The sequence below is a fragment of the Massilia terrae genome, from assembly GCF_024753145.1.
GTDB lineage: Bacteria > Pseudomonadota > Gammaproteobacteria > Burkholderiales > Burkholderiaceae_D > Telluria > Telluria terrae.
The window spans coordinates 1-17,083 of record NZ_JANUGU010000004.1; the positions used below are offsets into that span (position 1 = coordinate 1).

Sequence of the window (17,083 nt, forward strand, 5' to 3'; positions counted from 1 at the left end):
CGCACGAGGCGCGGTTTTTGTGGAGCGGCGAGGCTTACTCGATCTCGACCGTTTCGGCCGGTGCCGGCGGCGGCAGTTCGTCGCCTTCCGGGAACTCGAGGATCACGTTGTCCTTGTCGTCCAACTCGACCGTCACGCGGCCGCCGCTGACCAGGCGGCCGAACAGCAGCTCGTCGGCCAGCGCCTTGCGGATCATGTCCTGGATCAGGCGGGCCATCGGCCGTGCACCCATCTGCGGGTCGAAGCCCTTCTTCGCCAGGAACTTGCGCAGCTTGTCGCTGAACACGGCGTCGACTTTCTTCTCGTGCAGCTGCTCTTCCAGCTGCATCAGGAACTTGTCGACCACGCGCAGGATGATGTCCTCGTCCAGCGCACGGAAGCTGATGATCGCGTCCAGGCGGTTGCGGAACTCCGGCGTGAACATGCGCTTGATGTCGGCCATCTCGTCGCCCTGCGCACGCGCATCCACGAAGCCCACGCTGCGCCGGGTCAGGCTTTCGGCGCCCGCGTTGGTGGTCATGATGATGATCACGTTGCGGAAGTCCGCCTTGCGGCCGTTGTTGTCGGTCAGCGTGCCGTGGTCCATCACCTGCAGCAGGATGTTGAAAATGTCCGGGTGGGCTTTTTCAATCTCGTCCAGCAGCAGCACCGCGTGCGGCTTCTTGGTGATGGCCTCGGTCAGCAGGCCGCCCTGGTCGAAGCCGACGTAGCCCGGCGGCGCGCCGATCAGGCGCGACACCGCATGGCGCTCCATGTATTCCGACATGTCGAAGCGCACCAGCTCGATGCCGAGGATGAAGGCCAGCTGCTTGGCGACCTCGGTCTTGCCGACGCCCGTGGGGCCGGAGAACAGGAAGGAGCCGATCGGCTTGTCGGTCTTGCCGAGGCCGGCGCGCGCCATCTTGATCGCCGAGGCCAGCGCATCGATCGCCGGGTCTTGCCCGAACACGACGTTGCGCAGGTCGCGGTCGATGTTCTGCAGCTTGCTGCGGTCATCCTGGTTGACGGTTTGCGGGGGAATCCGCGCGATCTTGGCGATGATGTCCTCGATCTCGGTCTTGCCGATAGTCTTTTTCTGCTTGGACTTCGGCAGGATGCGCTGGGCCGCGCCCGCTTCGTCGATGACGTCGATGGCCTTGTCCGGCAGGTGGCGATCGTTGATGAAGCGCGCCGCCAGTTCGGCCGCGGTCGACAGCGCCGACGACGAGTACTTGACGCCGTGGTGCTCTTCGAAGCGCGACTTCAGGCCGCGCAGGATCGCGACGGTCTGCTCGACCGACGGCTCGTTGACGTCGACCTTCTGGAAGCGCCGCGACAGCGCGTGGTCTTTCTCGAACACGCCACGGAACTCGGTGTAGGTGGTCGCGCCGATGCACTTGAGCTGGCCGTTGGCGAGCGCCGGCTTGAGCAGGTTCGAAGCGTCCAGCGTGCCGCCCGACGCCGAGCCGGCGCCGATGATCGTGTGGATCTCGTCGATGAACAGGATGCCGTTCGGCGTGTCCTTCAGCTGCTTGAGCACGGCCTTGAGGCGCTGCTCGAAATCGCCACGGTACTTGGTGCCGGCCAGCAGCGCGCCCATGTCGAGCGAGTACACGACGGCATTGCCGAGGATGTCGGGCACGTCTTCCTGCACGATGCGCCAGGCCAGGCCTTCCGCGATCGCGGTCTTGCCGACCCCGGCCTCGCCCACCAGCAGCGGGTTGTTCTTGCGGCGGCGGCACAGGATCTGGATCACGCGGTCGACTTCATCCTCGCGCCCGATCAGCGGGTCGATCTTGCCGTCGGCGGCAGCCTTGTTCAGGTTCTGCGTGAACTGGTCGAGCGGGCTTTCCTTGGTCTGCCCCTCGACCTGCGCTTCTTCCACGCCTTCCGAGGCTTTCTGGGTGTCGAGCTGCTGGTCCTTGCGCACGCCGTGCGAAATGAAATTGACGACGTCGAGGCGCGTCACGCCCTGCTGGTGCAGGTAGTAAACAGCATGCGAATCCTTCTCGCCGAAGATAGCCACCAGCACATTGGCGCCGGTCACTTCCTTCTTGCCGTTGGACGCCGACTGCACGTGCATGATGGCGCGCTGGATCACGCGCTGGAAACCAAGCGTCGGCTGGGTGTCGACCTCGCCCGTGCCAGGCACGGTCGGGGTGTTGTCACCGATAAAGTTCGTCAAGGTCTTGCGCAGATCTTCAATATTCACCGCGCACGCACGCAGGACTTCGGCGGCCGAGGGATTGTCGAGCAGGGCCAGCAGCAGGTGCTCGACGGTAATGAACTCGTGCCGAGCCTGCCTTGCTTCGACAAAGGCCATATGTAGAGATACTTCAAGTTCCTGCGCAATCATACTTCCTCCATCACGCACTGCAGGGGATGCCCGGCCTTGCGCGCATGTGTTAAAACAAACTCCACTTTGGTACACGCCACATCTTTGGAAAACACGCCACACACGCCTTTGCCGTGGCGGTGGACGGACAGCATGATTTGCGTTGCGGTCTCTCGGTCTTTATTGAAGTATTCCTGAATGATCGCCACCACGAATTCCATCGGTGTGTAGTCGTCGTTTAGCAGCGCCACCTGGTACAGAGGCGGCGGTTTCACCGTCTGCCGCTCCAGCAGTTGTTCAGTATCGTGCTTGGTTGCCATGGACGTATTCTAATGCTTTCAGGGATCATGCAATGCGTAAACAAACAGGCCGTTTTCGCTCGCTTCCATCTTACGCGTTTTCCAATTACTGCGCAGATGGCGGCCCGTTTGCTGAAATCAAGAGTCCCTTTTTCAGAGGCTGGCAAGGGGTGTGGAAAAATTTGCAACAGTGTGTTTCAAAACCGCTTGACTTTGAAGATTGTTGCACCAACAATGCTCTCATTGACATGTACTTATGTACTTGTTGATAAGAGTGAGCAGGCTGAGGAGGGGGCAAGAAGCTTCTTGCTTTTATGGCTCGTGTGATTTGTTTTTAATTGAAAGTTCTTTTATGGCAACTGGTACCGTTAAGTGGTTCAATGATTCCAAAGGTTTTGGCTTCATCACTCCTGATGATGGCGGCGAGGATCTGTTCGCACACTTCTCCGCAATCAATATGACCGGTTTTAAGACCCTCAAAGAAGGTCAAAAAGTCCAATTCGAAGTCACGCAAGGCCCTAAAGGCAAGCAAGCTTCCAACATCCAGGGCGTGTAATCACCCGCCTGGGAAGCAAAAAACCCCGCTGCGGCGGGGTTTTTTTTCGTCCCTTCACTCGAAGGGACATGGTAGCACCGGCGGGCGTGCGTCACATGTTCTCGATCATCACCTGGCCGAAGCCCGAGCACGACACCTGGGTCGCCCCTTCCATCAGGCGCGCGAAGTCGTAGGTGACGTGCTTGGACCGGATCGCCTTTTCCATCGAGCTGATGATGAGCTGGGCGGCCTCGGTCCAGCCCATATGGCGCAGCATCATGTCGGCGGACAGGATCAGTGATCCGGGATTCACATAATCCTTGCCGGCATATTTGGGCGAGGTGCCATGGGTGGCTTCGAACATGGCGACCGTGTCCGACATATTGGCGCCGGGGGCGATGCCGATGCCGCCGACCTGGGCCGCCAGTGCGTCCGACTCGCCGTTCAGGTTGAGGGTGGCGATGACCGAATATTCGGCCGGGCGCATCAGAATTTGTTGCAAGAAAGCATCAGCGATCGAATCCTTGATCATGATGTCGCGCCCGGTCCGCGGATTGGTGAGCTTGCACCACGGACCGCCATCGACCAGCTTGGCGCCGAACTCGCGCTGGGCCAGCGCATAGCCCCAGTCGCGGAAGGCGCCTTCCGTATATTTCATGATGTTGCCCTTGTGCACCAGCGTCACCGAAGGCTTGTCGTGGTCGATCGCGTACTGGATCGCGCGCCGCACCAGGCGCTCGCTGCCTTCGCGCGAGACCGGCTTGACGCCGATGCCCGAGGTCTGCGGGAAGCGGATCGAGTTCACGCCCATCTGGTTGACGAGGAAGTCGATCAGCTTGCGCGCGCCGTCCGAGCCTTCCGGCCATTCGACGCCGGCATAGATGTCTTCCGAGTTCTCGCGGAAGATCACCATATTGGTTTTCTCCGGATGCTTGAGCGGCGACGGCACGCCGCGGAAGTAGCGAACCGGGCGCAGGCAGACGTAAAGGTCGAGCTCCTGGCGCAGGGTCACGTTGAGCGAGCGGATGCCGCCGCCGACCGGCGTGGTCAGCGGGCCCTTGATCGACACCACATAGTCGCGCACCGCATCAAAGGTCTCGGCGGGCAAGGACACGCCGGGGCCGTAGACGCGTGCGGCCTTCTCGCCGGCGTAGATCTCCATCCACGCGATGCGGCGCTGGCCGCCGTAGGCTTTCTCGACCGCCGCGTCCACCACCCGGCGCATCACCGGAGTGATGTCGGCGCCCGTGCCATCGCCTTCGATGAAGGGGATCACCGGGGTGTCCGGCACGTTCAGGGTGAAGTCCGGGTTGACCGTGATCTTCTGGCCGTCAGCGGGCACGCTGATATGTTGGTACATCGGGTTCTCCAAAGTGGCGCGGGGCTGGGCCAGGCGCCCGCTGCATTACAATAGCGGTCGACTGGCCTTGCCCAAGACATAAGTGCTCTGCATTATGCACCAGTCAAAGGGCCGCCGCCACGCCGCTGCCCGCCCTGCCCTGTTCCCGATTGCCGCCTGATGCCCCTGATCCTTTTCAATAAACCGTTCCAGGTCCTGTGCCAGTTCTCGCCGCAGGAAGGCCGCGAATCGCTCGCCGATTACCTGGACATCCCGAACATCTATCCGGCCGGCCGCCTGGACGCCGACAGCGAAGGCCTGATGCTGCTGACCGATGACGGCCGCCTGCAGCACAAGATCGCGCACCCGGACCACAAGGAAGCCAAGTCCTATCTGGTGCAGGTGGACGGCGTGCCCGATGCCGAGTCGCTGGCGCGGCTGCAGGCGCCGCTCGACCTGGGCGACTTCGTGACCAAGCCCTGCCGCGCGGTGCGCATCGCCGAGCCGGAATGGCTGTGGCCGCGCAATCCGCCGATCCGCGCCCGTAAGGACAAGCCGACCAGCTGGATCGCGATCACGCTCGAAGAAGGCAAGAACCGCCAGGTGCGCCGGATGACGGCGGCGGTCGGGCTGCCGACCTTGCGGCTGGTGCGCACCAGCATCGGGCCGTTTTCGCTCGCCAGCCATCCGTTGATGCCAGGTGAATGGATGGAAGTCGCCGCCGAAGACGTCGGGGGACGGTCTTAACCACGTTCAAGATTTTTCGCGGCGGATGCAAATTTCTGTCAACCGAGCAAAAATGACTAGCGTTAAGGGATTAGATTCATTTGAATCGCTACCCCACCCGAAAGGAAACCAAAATGTCCAAGATCGTCGCTGCCCTGGTTGCTTCCCTGTTCGCTGTTTCCGCTTTCGCCCAGGCTCCGGCTGCCGCTCCGGCTGCTTCGTCGGCTCCGGCTGCTGCCGCTGCTACCGACACCGCTGCTCCGGCCAAGCACAAGAAAGCCAAGCACGCCAAGAAAGCCAAGAAGGAAGCTGCTCCGGCCGCCGAAGCTGCACCGGCCGCTACCAAGTAAGCCGTTTTTGGTTTCGCGACAAAGGCAGGCGCGTCCTGCCTTTTTTTACGCCCCGGGTTTTCCAAACGGGCGTCGTCAGCTGTAATGGTGTCGGCATGAGATGACGATCAGGTCCGGATCGCTCACCTGATGCACCAGGCGATTCTGTTCGTCGATGCGACGAGACCAACAGCCGGACAAATTCCCTTTCAATGCCTCGGGCTTGCCCATTCCGTTAAATGGGTCCCGTACTGCCGCCTGAATTAATTTGTTCACCCGACTGAGCGTCTTTTTATCCTGGGTTTGCCAGTAGAGATAATCGGCCCAAGCTTCGTCGGTGAATTTCAGGCTACGCATCCGGTTCCACGACGTTGTCGACGTCGATCAGTTCCCGGAGCCTGGCCTCGCCATCGCGCGCTTGGGCGATGGACTTGGCTAGATGTTCCGCATTGGCAGGCGAGCCGAGTAAATGCACGGTTTCGATCAGGCCGTTGTAATAATCGAGGGACATTAACACCGCGTCGGCCGCGTCGCGGCTGGTGATGATGGTGATGTCGGCGTCATCGACGGCTTGGTCGATGACGTGGCGCAGATTATCTCTGGCTTCGGAAAAGTTGATCACCCTCATGATTGCTCCTCGTTACCTGTACAAGTAGTTGTGCAAGTTATCGTACAGACCACCGGGGCGGTTGTCTTGATTGGGCTCAAACGGGCGTCGGTCTGCGAGGGAAATGGGGCCCCGCCTGCGCGGGAAGTCGTTTTCGGCAGTGCCGGAAACGACAGTCGGTATATAGCGAACGCCGCCATGAAAAAACCCGCCATGCGGCGGGTTTTTTATTCATGCTGAGGAAGCGATCAGGCCGAAGCCAGCGCAGCGTTGAAGGTCGGGCTCGGGCGCATCACGGCCTTGACCTTGGCGTCGTCCGGCTTGTAGTAGCCGCCGATGTCGACGTGCTTGCCCTGCACGGCCAGCAGCTCGGCGACGATCTTCTGCTCGTTCTCGGCCAGCGACTTGGCCAGCGGCGCGAAGTGCGCGGCCAGGCCGGCGTCTTCGGTCTGCGCGGCCAGTTCCTGGGCCCAGTACATGGCCAGGTAGAACTGGCTGCCGCGGTTGTCGAGCTCGCCGGTCTTGGGCGACGGCGACTTGCGGTTGTCGAGCAGCTTGCCGGTGGCGGCGTCGAGCGTCTTGGCCAGCAGCTTGGCGCGCGCGTTGCCGGTCTTGATGCCGAGGTCTTCCAGGCTGACGGCCAGCGCCAGGAATTCACCCAGCGAGTCCCAGCGCAGGTGGTTCTCTTCGACCAGCTGCTGCACGTGCTTCGGCGCCGAACCGCCGGCGCCGGTTTCGTACATGCCGCCGCCCGCCATCAGCGGAACGATCGACAGCATCTTGGCGCTGGTGCCCAGCTCCAGGATCGGGAACAGGTCGGTCAGGTAGTCGCGCAGGATGTTGCCGGTCACCGAGATGGTGTCGATGCCGCGCCACACGCGCTCCAGGGTGAAGCGCATCGCGCGCACCTGCGACATGATCTGGATATCCAGGCCGCTGGTGTCGTAATCCTTCAGGTAGGTGTTGACCTTCTTGATCAGCTCGTTTTCGTGCGGACGGTACGGGTCCAGCCAGAACACGGCGGTCATGCCCGAGTTGCGGGCGCGGGTGACGGCCAGCTTGACCCAGTCGCGCACCGCGGCGTCCTTGGTCTGGCACATGCGCCAGATGTCGCCCTGCCCGACGTTCTCCGACAGCAGCACTTCGCCGGTGGCGATGTCGACGATGTTGGCCACGCCGTCTTCCTGGATCTCGAAGGTCTTGTCGTGCGAGCCGTATTCCTCGGCCTGCTGCGCCATCAGGCCGACGTTGGGAACGGTGCCCATGGTGCGCGGATCGAAGGCGCCATGCCATTTGCAGAAGTTGATCACTTCCTGGTAGATGCGGGCGAAGGTCGATTCCGGCAGCACGGCCTTGACTTCCTTCAGGCGGCCATCGGCGCCGTACATCTTGCCGCCGGCGCGGATCATGGCCGGCATCGACGCGTCGACGATCACGTCGTTCGGCGAGTGGAAATTGGTGATGCCCTTGGCCGAGTCGACCATGGCCAGTTCCGGCTGGTGTTCCTGGCAGGCGTGGATGTCGCGGATGATCTCTTCTTTCTGCGAATCCGGCAGCTTCTCGATCTTGCTGTACAGGTCGGCCATGCCGTTGTTGACGTTCACGCCCAGGCTGTCGAGCACGGCGCTGTGCTTGTCGAACGCTTCCTTGTAGAAGGTGCGCACGCAGTGGCCGAACACGATCGGGTGCGAGACCTTCATCATGGTCGCCTTCACGTGCAGCGAGAACATCATGCCGGTCTTCTTGGCGTCGGCGATCTGCTTCTCGTAGAAGTCGATCAGGGCCTTCTTGCTCATGTACATGGAATCGATGATCTCGCCCTGCAGCAGCGAAGTCTTCGGTTTCAGCACCACGGTCTGGCCGCTCTTGGTCACCAGTTCCATGCGCACGTCGCGGGCGCGGTCCAGGGTCAGCGATTTTTCGCCGTGGTAGAAGTCGCCAGCGGTCATGTGCGACACGTGGGTGCGCGAGGCCGGCGACCATTCGCCCATCGAGTGCGGGTTCTTGCGGGCGTATTCCTTGACGGCCTTCGGCGCGCGGCGGTCGGAGTTACCTTCGCGCAGCACCGGGTTCACGGACGAGCCGATGCACTTGCCGTAGCGGGCCTTGATCGCCTTTTCTTCGTCGGTCTTCGGATCGGCCGGGTAGTCGGGGATGTTGTAGCCCTTGGCCTGCAGTTCCTTGATCGCGTTGATCAGCTGGGTCACCGAGGCGCTGATGTTCGGCAGCTTGATGATGTTGGCGTCCGCTTCCAGCGTCTTCTTGCCCAGTTCACCCAGGGCGTCCGGCACGCGCTGCTCGGGCGTCAGGTTTTCCGGGAAGTTGGCCAGGATGCGGGCGGCGACCGAGATGTCGCTCTCCTGCACGCGGATACCCGCCGGCTTGGTGAAGGTGCTGATGACGGGCAGGAAGGCGTAGGTCGCCAGCAGGGGCGCTTCGTCGGTCAGGGTATAGATGATGGTCGGATCACTGCTCATGCGCTTTTTCCTCGGTGTTCGCGAGCTGCTCGCGAGATATCAATCAAAATGGTCGCCGCTGCCTTGCCTAAGTCTTCTATAAGACATAAGACAGATTTTCACATTATGCACCAGTATTTCGGATGACGCCATAGCTTCGGATAGCAATAATGGGCCGCGAAAGCGGATCGCACAAGCGAAAAAACCCGCCGGACCAAAAGGTCGGGCGGGTCTTCTTCACGTACTGCTTCCCGCGGCGAACGCCGCGCGCAACGATGGTCGCTTAGGCCGACAGGGCCTTCAGGGCAGCAGCCAGGCGGCTCTTGTGGCGAGCGGCCTTGTTCTTGTGAATGATTTTCTTGTCAGCGATGCTGTCGATGGTCGACACGGACTGCTGGAAGATCTGGGTTGCGGCAGCCTTGTCGCCGGCCTGGATGGCCTTGCGGACAGCCTTGATCGCGGTGCGCAGGGTCGAACGCTGTGCCGAGTTGTGCGCGTTTTGCTTGACTGCTTGACGAGCGCGTTTGCGCGCCTGTGCGGTATTTGCCATGGAGTTTCCTAAATCGGGGTCAGGTTGCGTTTGCAAACAGTGTCAACCCGGCCCTCTGGGTGGCCTGTCGACGTTGGGTGCCTGCTAACAGAAATCAGTACAGCCCACGATTATAGCGAATTATTCCGCACACGGCAATGTAAAAATCGACCACACCACTCGCAGAGCTAATCGCTGCCCGTTTGACGCGTCTCAATACTAACCCACAATTTATCGAGTGAACTGGGAACGATTTCGCTTCTTTTTGATCGTCATCAAACGCGACCGCTGGAGGGAACGTGAATGTAGCACCGCCCCATCGAAGCCTCACCACCTATCGTCCCGACATCGACGGACTGCGGGCCGTCGCCGTCATCGCCGTCATCCTGTATCACGCCTGGCCCAACTACGTGCCTGGCGGCTTTATCGGCGTCGACGTGTTCTTCGTCATCTCCGGTTTCCTGATCACCTCGATCATCCTGTCCCAGCTTGAGCAAGGCCGCTTCAGCATCCTCGGCTTCTATGCGCGCCGCATCCGCCGCATTTTCCCGGCTCTGCTGCTGGTGCTGGCCGCCACCATCGGGTTCGGCTGGATCGTGCTGCTGCCGGCCGAGTTCAAGCAGATCGGGCGCCACACCATGGCCGGCAGCGCCTTCGTTTCCAATTTGCTGCTGTGGCATGAGGCCGGCTACTTCGACAATAGCGCGGCGACCAAGCCCCTGCTCCACCTGTGGTCGCTCGGCATCGAGGAGCAATTCTATGCGCTGTGGCCGCTGATGCTGTGGCTCACCTACAAGCGCAAGACGGGCGTGCTGCTACTGCTGGGGACGGTATTCCTGTGCTCGATGGCGCTGAACCTGGTGGTCACGGCGCGCGACGCCACGGCCGCCTTCTATTCGCCGGCGACGCGCTTCTGGGAATTGATGACAGGGGGCATCGGCGCCTACCTGCAGCTGCACGGGCGCGACTGGGCCGCACGCCAGGCGCAGGCCGGATCGCTGGCCGGCGTGGTGTTGCTGGCGGCCGGCTTCCTCCTCATCCGGCCGCAGGATCCTTTCCCGGGCTGGTGGGCCGTGCTGCCGGTCGCCGGCACGTTCATGCTCATCATGTGCGGGCCGTCCGCCTTCGTGAACCGGCAGATCCTCGGCCGCCGGCTGGCGGTCGGCATCGGCTTGATCAGCTACCCGCTCTACCTATGGCACTGGCCGCTGCTGTCCTATGCCTATATCGTCATCGGCGAAAAACCCGCGTTCCTGGCCCGCGTCGGCCTGATCGCGCTGACCTTCCTGCTGGCCATCCTCACCTACCGCCTGGTCGAACTGCCCGTGCGGAAATCGCGTGCGCGCGTCCGCGTGGTGCGGCACCTGGCGGCCGGCATGGCGGCGGCCCTGCTGGTTGGCGTGCTGGTCGATACCGGCCTGCTGCGCCAGCGCATCGATGCGCGCGGCGCGGAAGCCTTCCTCAACGCGCTCAACGACAGCGCCTTCCCGGGGCCGACCCTGGCGCCGCTGCGTTACAAGAATTCCTTGTTCCAGAAGGCGAGCAGCCGCGCTGCCGGGGTCACTGTCTTCCTGGGCGATTCCGTCGTCGAACAATACGGTCCCTTTGTCGAACAGGCGATCGCGAACGGGCCGGATCGCGTCCGCTCCGTTGTCTTTGCCACGGCGGGCAATTGTCCACCGATCCTGCATACTTTTCCACTGCCAAAGATCCGTTACGTGCGTTGTCCCGCGACCGTCGAGAATGGCTACGACTATGCCCGGCGCCCCGAGGTGGAAGCCGTCGTGGTCGGCGGCGCCTGGTACGGCTATTTCCAGGACCGCGGCGCAGGCCTGCAGTTCGACGATGGCCAGGTGCAGCTGCAGTTCCCCGACAAACGCGCGCAGGAAGCGGCCTACCGGACGCTTGAGGCCAGCCTCCTGCAGTTGAGACAACTCGGCAAGCAAGTGTACCTGCTGCTGCAGCCGCCGATGGGTTCGTCTTTTGATCCGCGCAATATGATCACCGGATCGCGTTTCGCCAGCATCCGGCCGCTCGCGCGCATCGAGCCGGTCAGGCTGGATCGCTTTCTCGACAATAACGCGGCAGTGCACGACCGCCTGGTGCAGATCGCGCGCGCGACCGGCGTCGAACTGATCGACCCGACCGCCTTCCTATGCCAGCGCAATCTGTGCCCGGTACTCGGTCCCGACGGCGCCCCGGTCTATACGGACACCATGCACATGCGGCCCGGGTATAGCCGCAGCGCGGCCCAATACCTGATCCGGACCATTTCCGCGCGCACGGCGGCGCCATCGATCTCGATGGCCCGCCAATAAAAAAAACCCTGGGAGCGCGGAGCTCGCAGGGTTTTTCGCGGCCGTCAGGCGCGCGCGGTATTACGGTGCAATCGGGGCTGCCAGCGGCTGCTTCGGCGTGCCGCCGCCACCGATGGTGGACGCGGTGTTGTTGCTCACGACGGAGAGGGCCTTGACCAGGCGCTGGATGTCGCGCACCCACGGCGTGTTGTTGTTGACACGCTGCTCCATCGCGAAGCCCCAGTCACGCTGGAACTCGGCCGTCTTGGAACCGCTCGGACCATCTTCGACGTTCAGGTCGAAGCCCGGCGCATAGGTGTCGTCGACCACGTAGGCGCCATAGTTCTGCAGGGTCCACGCAAGCTGCTGCGCGGGCTTGGTCTCCAGGCCCAGGGCGGCGATGTTGATCGACGGCGGAATCGCCAGCAGCGCACCCATCTTGGTCTGCACATTGCTGTTGTTGTTGGCGGTCCCGTACCAGCCCACGGCGTAGCTGTCGGCTTTCACCGCCGGCCAGCGATAGCAGGCCGAGCTGGTGGTGCACTTGTACAGCACTTCCTTGGCATACACGTTCACCTTCAGGGCATGGCGCGGGCCGGTGGTGGTGCCAGGACGCAGTTCGCCGAGACGGATGCTGCCGCCGATGGCCGACAGGCCCGAGCCGCCGTGGGCGCCGGTGATGCCGGTGCCGAACAGGTCGACGTTGGCAAATTTCGCCATCGCGGTGCCGGGGGCGCCCGCCGTGCAACGCGCCAGCGGCTGCGTCTGCACGATCGTGCGGCCGTCCTTGAGCAGGAAGGAAGCCGAGCTGTTCAGGGTCGAATTCGGGACCACATAGCTGCTCGGCATCGGCACTTGGAGCATCAGGCCGCCGGTGGCCGAACAACGGTTCTTGCCGGTCCAGCCAGCGTTGCTGAGGTTCAGACTGGTCAGGGGGGCGGTCGGCGTCAGCACGATTTTCTCGGTATCCGCGCCGGGCATCTTGGCCCAGATATTGTTGCCCGGGGTGGGCGAGATTTTCGCCGGCGTAAACACGGCGCCGCTGCCGATCGGCATATTCCAGATGCTGTTACTGGCGAACGGTTGTTTCAACGGATCGCGAGAGCCCGTGTAGGCATTTGCCGGGCCACAGGCCAGAAGGAGCGACACCATCGGGGCGGCGACCAGCATGGTTGCCTTCAGTTTGGTTCGCGTATTTGCATTCATTTCGAATCGTTGAGAAGTATGCACTAAATTTCCTTACGTATCTGTGAAAGACAGAACGTTTGAGTATTCCCAAAAGCATTTAGTTCCCAACGTCAAAGAAAAAAATTCTCGGAATGCAATAATCTATATAGAGAATATTAATTTCTAGCTTTACAATATAGGGCAAGCAAAACGAAGCAAGACTATTTACTAATGCCCAATAATCATGGCATATTGAACATTATTGGGTTGTCATTACACGAGAAAACTCTTGTTAACTCATCGATAATTCATTATTTTGAAATTCGTTGCATTATCGCGGCGATAAACATATGAGATACATCAATCGCATCGCGGAATATAAGCGTACCGTCAAAACAGCCAAGCCCAGCGCATAAACGGTGCATACCACATTTAGCTCAGCTGCGCCCGGCGTGGGAAATGGCGCGACAGTTAACGGTGGAGGACAAGATGAACCAAACAATGGGTGGACGACGGCGATTCCTGCGAAACTCGGCAATTGCACTCACCGTCCCTACTTTCCCAATCGACCTCCTGGCGCAAACCACCTTGTTCAAGCGTCTGGAGTGGCAGAATTTCAAAGTGACGTCGCAATACGATTCCCTGCTGAGCGCGATCACCAAGATGAAGGCGAATACCAATTCCGCCGACCCCAATAGCTGGACATATTGGGTGAATATCCACCAGAACAAATGTCCACACGGGATTCCGTATTTCCTCGGCTGGCATCGCGGCTTCCTCTACTATTTCGAGAAGCAGCTGCGGACCGCATCCGGTGACAGCAGCCTGGTCCTGCCTTATTGGGATTACTATACTTACGCCACGCTCCCGGCGGAATTCACCAACCCCGGCACCTCGAATCCGCTTTACGTCAGCCGCGTCAATACGAATGTCCGGGCGGCGCTCACGCTCGCGCCTTTCGCGCCCACCATCGTCAATTTCCCCCGTGGTTACAGCTATGCCTTCGAGCCAAGCGTTGAAGGCGCGCCGCATAACCCGGTGCACGACATCATCGGCGATGTCATGGCAACCATGCAGTCGCCAACCGACCCGATCTTCTGGCTGCACCACGCGAACATCGACCGCCTGTGGGTCGCGTGGGTCGCGGCAGGTGGTGGCCGCAAAATGCCGTCGAAAACCAGTTCCTATTGGTACGGAAGCTATAGCTACACCAGCCTGCTGACGATGCAGCGTACCTACACTTACGATACGCGGACCAGACTGTCATATCTTTACCAGAACGAAACGATGCCGACCTCGATTCCGATTGCCCGGGCATCCCAGCCCCAGGCACGCCTGGTCCAGGCGACCGGCGACGACCTCGTGTCGACGATGCCGCCGGTGGGCGCATTCCAGGTCTCGGGACCGCGCGAGACCAGCGCGACGGGAATGTCGATCGCAGGCGCGCTCAATGTCGGACTGGACGAACGCTCGATCAGCGCACAGCTCCCGATTTCGCCTGAGTTCTCATCCGCAGTGCAGGAAATCATGCGCGGCAATTCGGCCTCCGTGCCGGGCAGCGCAAAGAAATACCGCTCGGTACACCTGGTACTGGACGGTGTCGAACTGGCGGACGCCGGCAAAAACGGCGGCTACTACTACCAGGTCTACCTGAACTGGCCGAAGGCCGGCAACAGCCCGAATAAACCGACCTCCCTGTTGCTCGGAACCCTGGGCCCGTTCCAGATCAACGGCGCGATGCACCATATGGGCGGACACGCGCAATTGAGGTTTGCGATTGGCAGGAAAATGGCCGGACTTTCAGGCATGCAGATTGGGATGGCGACGGTGTCCTTCGTCCGGGTGAACGGCGAAAACAGCCCAAGCGGACCGGTGATTGGCATTGGCGAAGTGAGGGTCGAGCTGTCGACCGAAGACATCCAGTCCTGATTGCGCTGCTGCGGCGGGCGCCGCGCGCGGCGCCCGGCACGGGGTTCGCTCTCCGGCCTCAGTGTTTCGCTGCCGGCGCCTCAATGATCGCCCGCAACGCCGAGCTGATCGACTCCCGGGCGCGATGCACGCGGCTGCGCACGGTACCTACCGGGCAGTGCATTCTTTCCGCGATCTCTTCATAGCTCAGGCCTTCGAGTTCCCGCAACAACAAGGCGTCGCGGTAATCGGCGGACAGCTCGTCGATCGCCACACTCAGCAAATGCAGCAGCTGCTGGCTCTCCAATATCGACTCCGGCGTCTCCAGTTCGATAAACTGTTCGGACACGAGCCTTTCCTGGTCGTCCTGATCCGCAATATCGGAAATAAGCGGCAAGCGCCGGCTCGAGCGCAGCCGGCTGTATTTTGCCGAGTTGATGGCGATCCGATATAGCCAGGTGAAGAAACTGGAGTCTCCCCGGAAATTTCGAAGCGAGGAGAACGCCGACACCAAGGCATCCTGGACAATATCCTCGGCTTCGCTATTGTCCCTGACGAGCGGTAACACTTGACGAACGAGTTGGCGCCGATACCGCAACACAAGGGTATCGAATGCCGGCCCGCTGCCATCCTGCGCAAGGCGAACCAATAGTTGATCACTTTCGCTATTGTTAAGCATAGGTGCGCTTCGGTAAGGTTTCCCTCCAGTTCGACTAACGCCAAGGCGCATCCAGCTTTCACGGTGGCCGCCGGGGTCAAGGCACGCCCTGCCCCCTTCTTCCACATCCGCAGCCGTCAACTCCAATGGAACAGCATATGGTCCATGCTGTGTGACTTGGTGTGCGACAACACGAAGAACAGACAGGCCAGCCAGGGGACAAGCAGCCAGCCAGTGAGACCACATACCCAATAAATGCGCCCGGCCTTGGGGTAGTTGCGCCGGGACGCTATGACGGCAGGCAACAGATAGGCACGGGCGACCGAACCCAGCGCCAACACCGCCAGCCTGACGACATACAGCACCGCCACAAGGACAAGCACGATCACCATCCGCAGGACTTTCATAGGACTCCCTTCCGGCCCTCCGTTCGGCAGCCTGTCGACGCCGACCGCGACCTTTTAATGATTACTGGTGTAGAAAAACATCCTCTTCAAAAACGCCGCAAATATGCCAAGAAATACTCCTATCGCCAGAAAGAAGCCTAATATTGCCGCCCGCGATCCTTTCGGGGTGTAAGGAACGATCGGTTCGTCGACGACCTTGACGTTACTCGAGCGATCCTGGGCCACCACCTGCATTTCCGCCAATTTGCGCTCGACCGTGGTGTAGATTTCCGTTTCGTTCTGCAGGTTTCTTGCCAGGCGGTCGAGCTCCTTGGAAACCGACGGGTAACTTCTTATTTCCGAGGAAACCGCCCCGCCTTCCCGTTCCGCAGCCCGGATCTGCTGGTCGAGCGCATGCAGCAAGGGGTGCTGGTCGCCGAGGCGATCACTCATTTCGGCGCGCTTCTGCCGCAATTCCGCCAACTGTTCCCGATTGGCGGAAATACGTCCCAGCCTCAGTTTTGTTTCTTCCGCCAGGTCCACCGTGTTATGCGCCTGCCGGAAAGCCTCATAATCCGCTGCGGCTTTTCTCACGCGTGCTTTCAATCCGGGAATCTGCGCTTCCAATACCCTGACCGACTCCGACGATTGCTCGCGTTTTTGACTGCCGACGAAGCCGGTATAGGTGTCGCCGATATTCTTCAAGACCTTTTGCACCATTTCCGGATTGCTGTCGGAAAAACTGACGTTCAACATGCCCGAGTCTTTTCCCAACTCTTGCACCGACATGGCGCTGCCCAGGTCCTGCAGCGCGACCGCGCGCGGCTTCTTTTTCAGCCTGAATTGGGTACCGCGCCTTGCATAGAGTTCATCGATGTCGAGCCTTACCTCGCCTTGCTCCGTACTCAACAGTAGCGCCTGGCCGACGCGCCCCATGGCGCGAATGCCGGCATCGCGAGCGCTGAGCTCGAACTTCCCGCCATCCAGTTTGGTCACGACGAAGGGCGTGTCGAGCAAGGCCGGCGGGACGACAAAGGTATCGACATCGATTTTTTCGCCGCCCCACGCATAGCCGCCGAAGGGCAAATGGAACACGCCATCACTCCAGTGGGCCAGCGCACGTCCGATCAGCGGAAAATACTTTGGTGAAGCAACAATATCCATGTGCACATTGTCGATCACCGTCCCCAGCACCGCGCGCGAGCGCAGGACCTCGGACTCGGACATGGGTGTTCGCCGGTCGGAATACAGCACGGGAGCGCCAAGCAGACTGCGTTGCTCGCTGGCGCGCTCATCCGCAACCGAGATCAGGAGATTTCCCTCGTACACAGGCGCTTTGGAATAGGCATAGAAGGCGCCTCCCAGCGATACCGTGCCCGCCACCATCAGCACCAGGGCGCGGTAGTGAATGACGACGTCGACGTGCTCGGCCAATGGAATCGGTGCCACCCCCGAAGCAGGTCTCAGCTTGGCGACGCGATTCGGTGCCGAAGAAACAATTCTAGGTTCACTCATGACATTTCCTGTTCAACT

The 17,083-nt window shown here is 60.9% G+C and carries 16 protein-coding genes; 5 read left to right on the forward strand and 11 right to left on the reverse strand.

All coding sequences use genetic code 11. The features are described from left to right. Positions 1–34: 34 nt before the first annotated feature. Both clpA and clpS read right to left on the reverse strand, forming a co-directional pair. Positions 35–2,335, reverse strand: coding sequence for an ATP-dependent Clp protease ATP-binding subunit ClpA (gene clpA, locus NX778_RS13015; RefSeq protein ID WP_258812177.1), 2,301 nt, complete (start codon positions 2,333–2,335; stop codon positions 35–37). Continuing rightward, positions 2,332–2,634 (reverse strand): ATP-dependent Clp protease adapter ClpS, encoded by a 303-nt coding sequence (clpS, locus tag NX778_RS13020; protein ID WP_258812178.1) that lies wholly within the window; start codon positions 2,632–2,634, stop codon positions 2,332–2,334. Before clpS ends, clpA begins: the two co-directional genes overlap by 4 nt. Positions 2,635–2,965: 331 nt before the next feature. Between clpS and NX778_RS13025 the strand changes: the two genes are divergently transcribed. Continuing rightward, positions 2,966–3,169, forward strand: coding sequence for a cold-shock protein (locus tag NX778_RS13025; protein ID WP_078032457.1), 204 nt, complete (start codon positions 2,966–2,968; stop codon positions 3,167–3,169). Positions 3,170–3,260: 91 nt separating this feature from the next. On the opposite strand, the gene icd is transcribed toward NX778_RS13025, so the two are convergent. Further along, on the reverse strand, positions 3,261–4,508 hold the full coding sequence (icd, locus tag NX778_RS13030; RefSeq protein ID WP_258812179.1) for an NADP-dependent isocitrate dehydrogenase: 1,248 nt from the start codon (positions 4,506–4,508) through the stop codon (positions 3,261–3,263). A gap of 159 nt (positions 4,509–4,667) precedes the next feature. Here icd and NX778_RS13035 point away from each other — a divergent pair, with 159 nt between their 5' ends. After that, entirely contained in the window at positions 4,668–5,234 is a 567-nt protein-coding gene (locus tag NX778_RS13035) for a pseudouridine synthase (RefSeq protein ID WP_258812180.1), read from the forward strand. 113 nt (positions 5,235–5,347) lie between these two features. Continuing rightward, positions 5,348–5,563: a hypothetical protein gene (locus NX778_RS13040; protein WP_258812182.1), complete on the forward strand. Its 216-nt coding sequence runs from the start codon at positions 5,348–5,350 to the stop codon at positions 5,561–5,563. A 75-nt stretch (positions 5,564–5,638) separates the two neighbouring features. On the opposite strand, the gene NX778_RS13045 is transcribed toward NX778_RS13040, so the two are convergent. The 4 genes from NX778_RS13045 to rpsT form a co-directional block, all read right to left on the reverse strand. Further along, positions 5,639–5,899, reverse strand: coding sequence for a Txe/YoeB family addiction module toxin (locus tag NX778_RS13045; protein ID WP_258812183.1), 261 nt, complete (start codon positions 5,897–5,899; stop codon positions 5,639–5,641). Continuing rightward, complete coding sequence (locus NX778_RS13050; RefSeq protein ID WP_258812184.1) at positions 5,892–6,170, reverse strand: type II toxin-antitoxin system Phd/YefM family antitoxin; 279 nt, start codon at positions 6,168–6,170, stop codon at positions 5,892–5,894. Before NX778_RS13050 ends, NX778_RS13045 begins: the two co-directional genes overlap by 8 nt. Before the next feature lie 227 nt (positions 6,171–6,397). Further along, positions 6,398–8,626, reverse strand: a complete 2,229-nt coding sequence (locus NX778_RS13055; protein WP_258812185.1) for an NADP-dependent isocitrate dehydrogenase — start codon at positions 8,624–8,626, stop codon at positions 6,398–6,400. 262 nt (positions 8,627–8,888) lie between these two features. Beyond that, positions 8,889–9,155: a 30S ribosomal protein S20 gene (rpsT, locus tag NX778_RS13060; protein WP_258812186.1), complete on the reverse strand. Its 267-nt coding sequence runs from the start codon at positions 9,153–9,155 to the stop codon at positions 8,889–8,891. A 278-nt stretch (positions 9,156–9,433) separates the two neighbouring features. Here rpsT and NX778_RS24650 point away from each other — a divergent pair, with 278 nt between their 5' ends. Beyond that, positions 9,434–11,452, forward strand: coding sequence for an acyltransferase family protein (locus NX778_RS24650; protein WP_258812187.1), 2,019 nt, complete (start codon positions 9,434–9,436; stop codon positions 11,450–11,452). A 60-nt stretch (positions 11,453–11,512) separates the two neighbouring features. Here NX778_RS24650 and NX778_RS13070 read toward each other — a convergent pair whose 3' ends face one another. Then, a complete protein-coding gene (locus NX778_RS13070) occupies positions 11,513–12,601 on the reverse strand; it encodes a hypothetical protein (RefSeq protein ID WP_258812188.1) in 1,089 nt (362 codons plus the stop codon). 486 nt (positions 12,602–13,087) lie between these two features. On the opposite strand from NX778_RS13070, the gene NX778_RS13075 reads away from it, so the two are divergent. Beyond that, positions 13,088–14,527 carry a tyrosinase family protein gene (locus NX778_RS13075; protein WP_258812189.1) on the forward strand — a complete coding sequence of 480 codons (1,440 nt, stop codon included), beginning with the start codon at positions 13,088–13,090 and terminating at the stop codon, positions 14,525–14,527. Between the two features lie 58 nt (positions 14,528–14,585). On the opposite strand, the gene NX778_RS13080 is transcribed toward NX778_RS13075, so the two are convergent. The 3 genes from NX778_RS13080 to NX778_RS13090 all read right to left on the reverse strand — a co-directional run bounded on the left by NX778_RS13080 (position 14,586) and on the right by NX778_RS13090 (position 17,065). Then, a complete protein-coding gene (locus NX778_RS13080; RefSeq protein WP_258812190.1) occupies positions 14,586–15,185 on the reverse strand; it encodes a sigma-70 family RNA polymerase sigma factor in 600 nt (199 codons plus the stop codon). A gap of 116 nt (positions 15,186–15,301) precedes the next feature. Then, positions 15,302–15,571 (reverse strand): superinfection immunity protein, encoded by a 270-nt coding sequence (locus tag NX778_RS13085; RefSeq protein ID WP_258812191.1) that lies wholly within the window; start codon positions 15,569–15,571, stop codon positions 15,302–15,304. Positions 15,572–15,625: 54 nt separating this feature from the next. After that, positions 15,626–17,065: a GNVR domain-containing protein gene (locus tag NX778_RS13090; protein WP_258812192.1), complete on the reverse strand. Its 1,440-nt coding sequence runs from the start codon at positions 17,063–17,065 to the stop codon at positions 15,626–15,628. Between the last annotated feature and the right edge of the window lie 18 nt (positions 17,066–17,083).

Coding starts and splice junctions, on each gene's coding strand:
- clpA (WP_258812177.1), bottom strand. CDS start 2,335: ATGATTGCGCAGGAACTTGAAGTATCTCTACATATGGCCTTTGTCGAA.
- clpS (WP_258812178.1), bottom strand. CDS start 2,634: ATGGCAACCAAGCACGATACTGAACAACTGCTGGAGCGGCAGACGGTG.
- NX778_RS13025 (WP_078032457.1), top strand. CDS start 2,966: ATGGCAACTGGTACCGTTAAGTGGTTCAATGATTCCAAAGGTTTTGGC.
- icd (WP_258812179.1), bottom strand. CDS start 4,508: ATGTACCAACATATCAGCGTGCCCGCTGACGGCCAGAAGATCACGGTC.
- NX778_RS13035 (WP_258812180.1), top strand. CDS start 4,668: ATGCCCCTGATCCTTTTCAATAAACCGTTCCAGGTCCTGTGCCAGTTC.
- NX778_RS13040 (WP_258812182.1), top strand. CDS start 5,348: ATGTCCAAGATCGTCGCTGCCCTGGTTGCTTCCCTGTTCGCTGTTTCC.
- NX778_RS13045 (WP_258812183.1), bottom strand. CDS start 5,899: ATGCGTAGCCTGAAATTCACCGACGAAGCTTGGGCCGATTATCTCTAC.
- NX778_RS13050 (WP_258812184.1), bottom strand. CDS start 6,170: ATGAGGGTGATCAACTTTTCCGAAGCCAGAGATAATCTGCGCCACGTC.
- NX778_RS13055 (WP_258812185.1), bottom strand. CDS start 8,626: ATGAGCAGTGATCCGACCATCATCTATACCCTGACCGACGAAGCGCCC.
- rpsT (WP_258812186.1), bottom strand. CDS start 9,155: ATGGCAAATACCGCACAGGCGCGCAAACGCGCTCGTCAAGCAGTCAAG.
- NX778_RS13070 (WP_258812188.1), bottom strand. CDS start 12,601: ATGCTGGTCGCCGCCCCGATGGTGTCGCTCCTTCTGGCCTGTGGCCCG.
- NX778_RS13075 (WP_258812189.1), top strand. CDS start 13,088: ATGAACCAAACAATGGGTGGACGACGGCGATTCCTGCGAAACTCGGCA.
- NX778_RS13080 (WP_258812190.1), bottom strand. CDS start 15,185: ATGCTTAACAATAGCGAAAGTGATCAACTATTGGTTCGCCTTGCGCAG.
- NX778_RS13085 (WP_258812191.1), bottom strand. CDS start 15,571: ATGAAAGTCCTGCGGATGGTGATCGTGCTTGTCCTTGTGGCGGTGCTG.
- NX778_RS13090 (WP_258812192.1), bottom strand. CDS start 17,065: ATGAGTGAACCTAGAATTGTTTCTTCGGCACCGAATCGCGTCGCCAAG.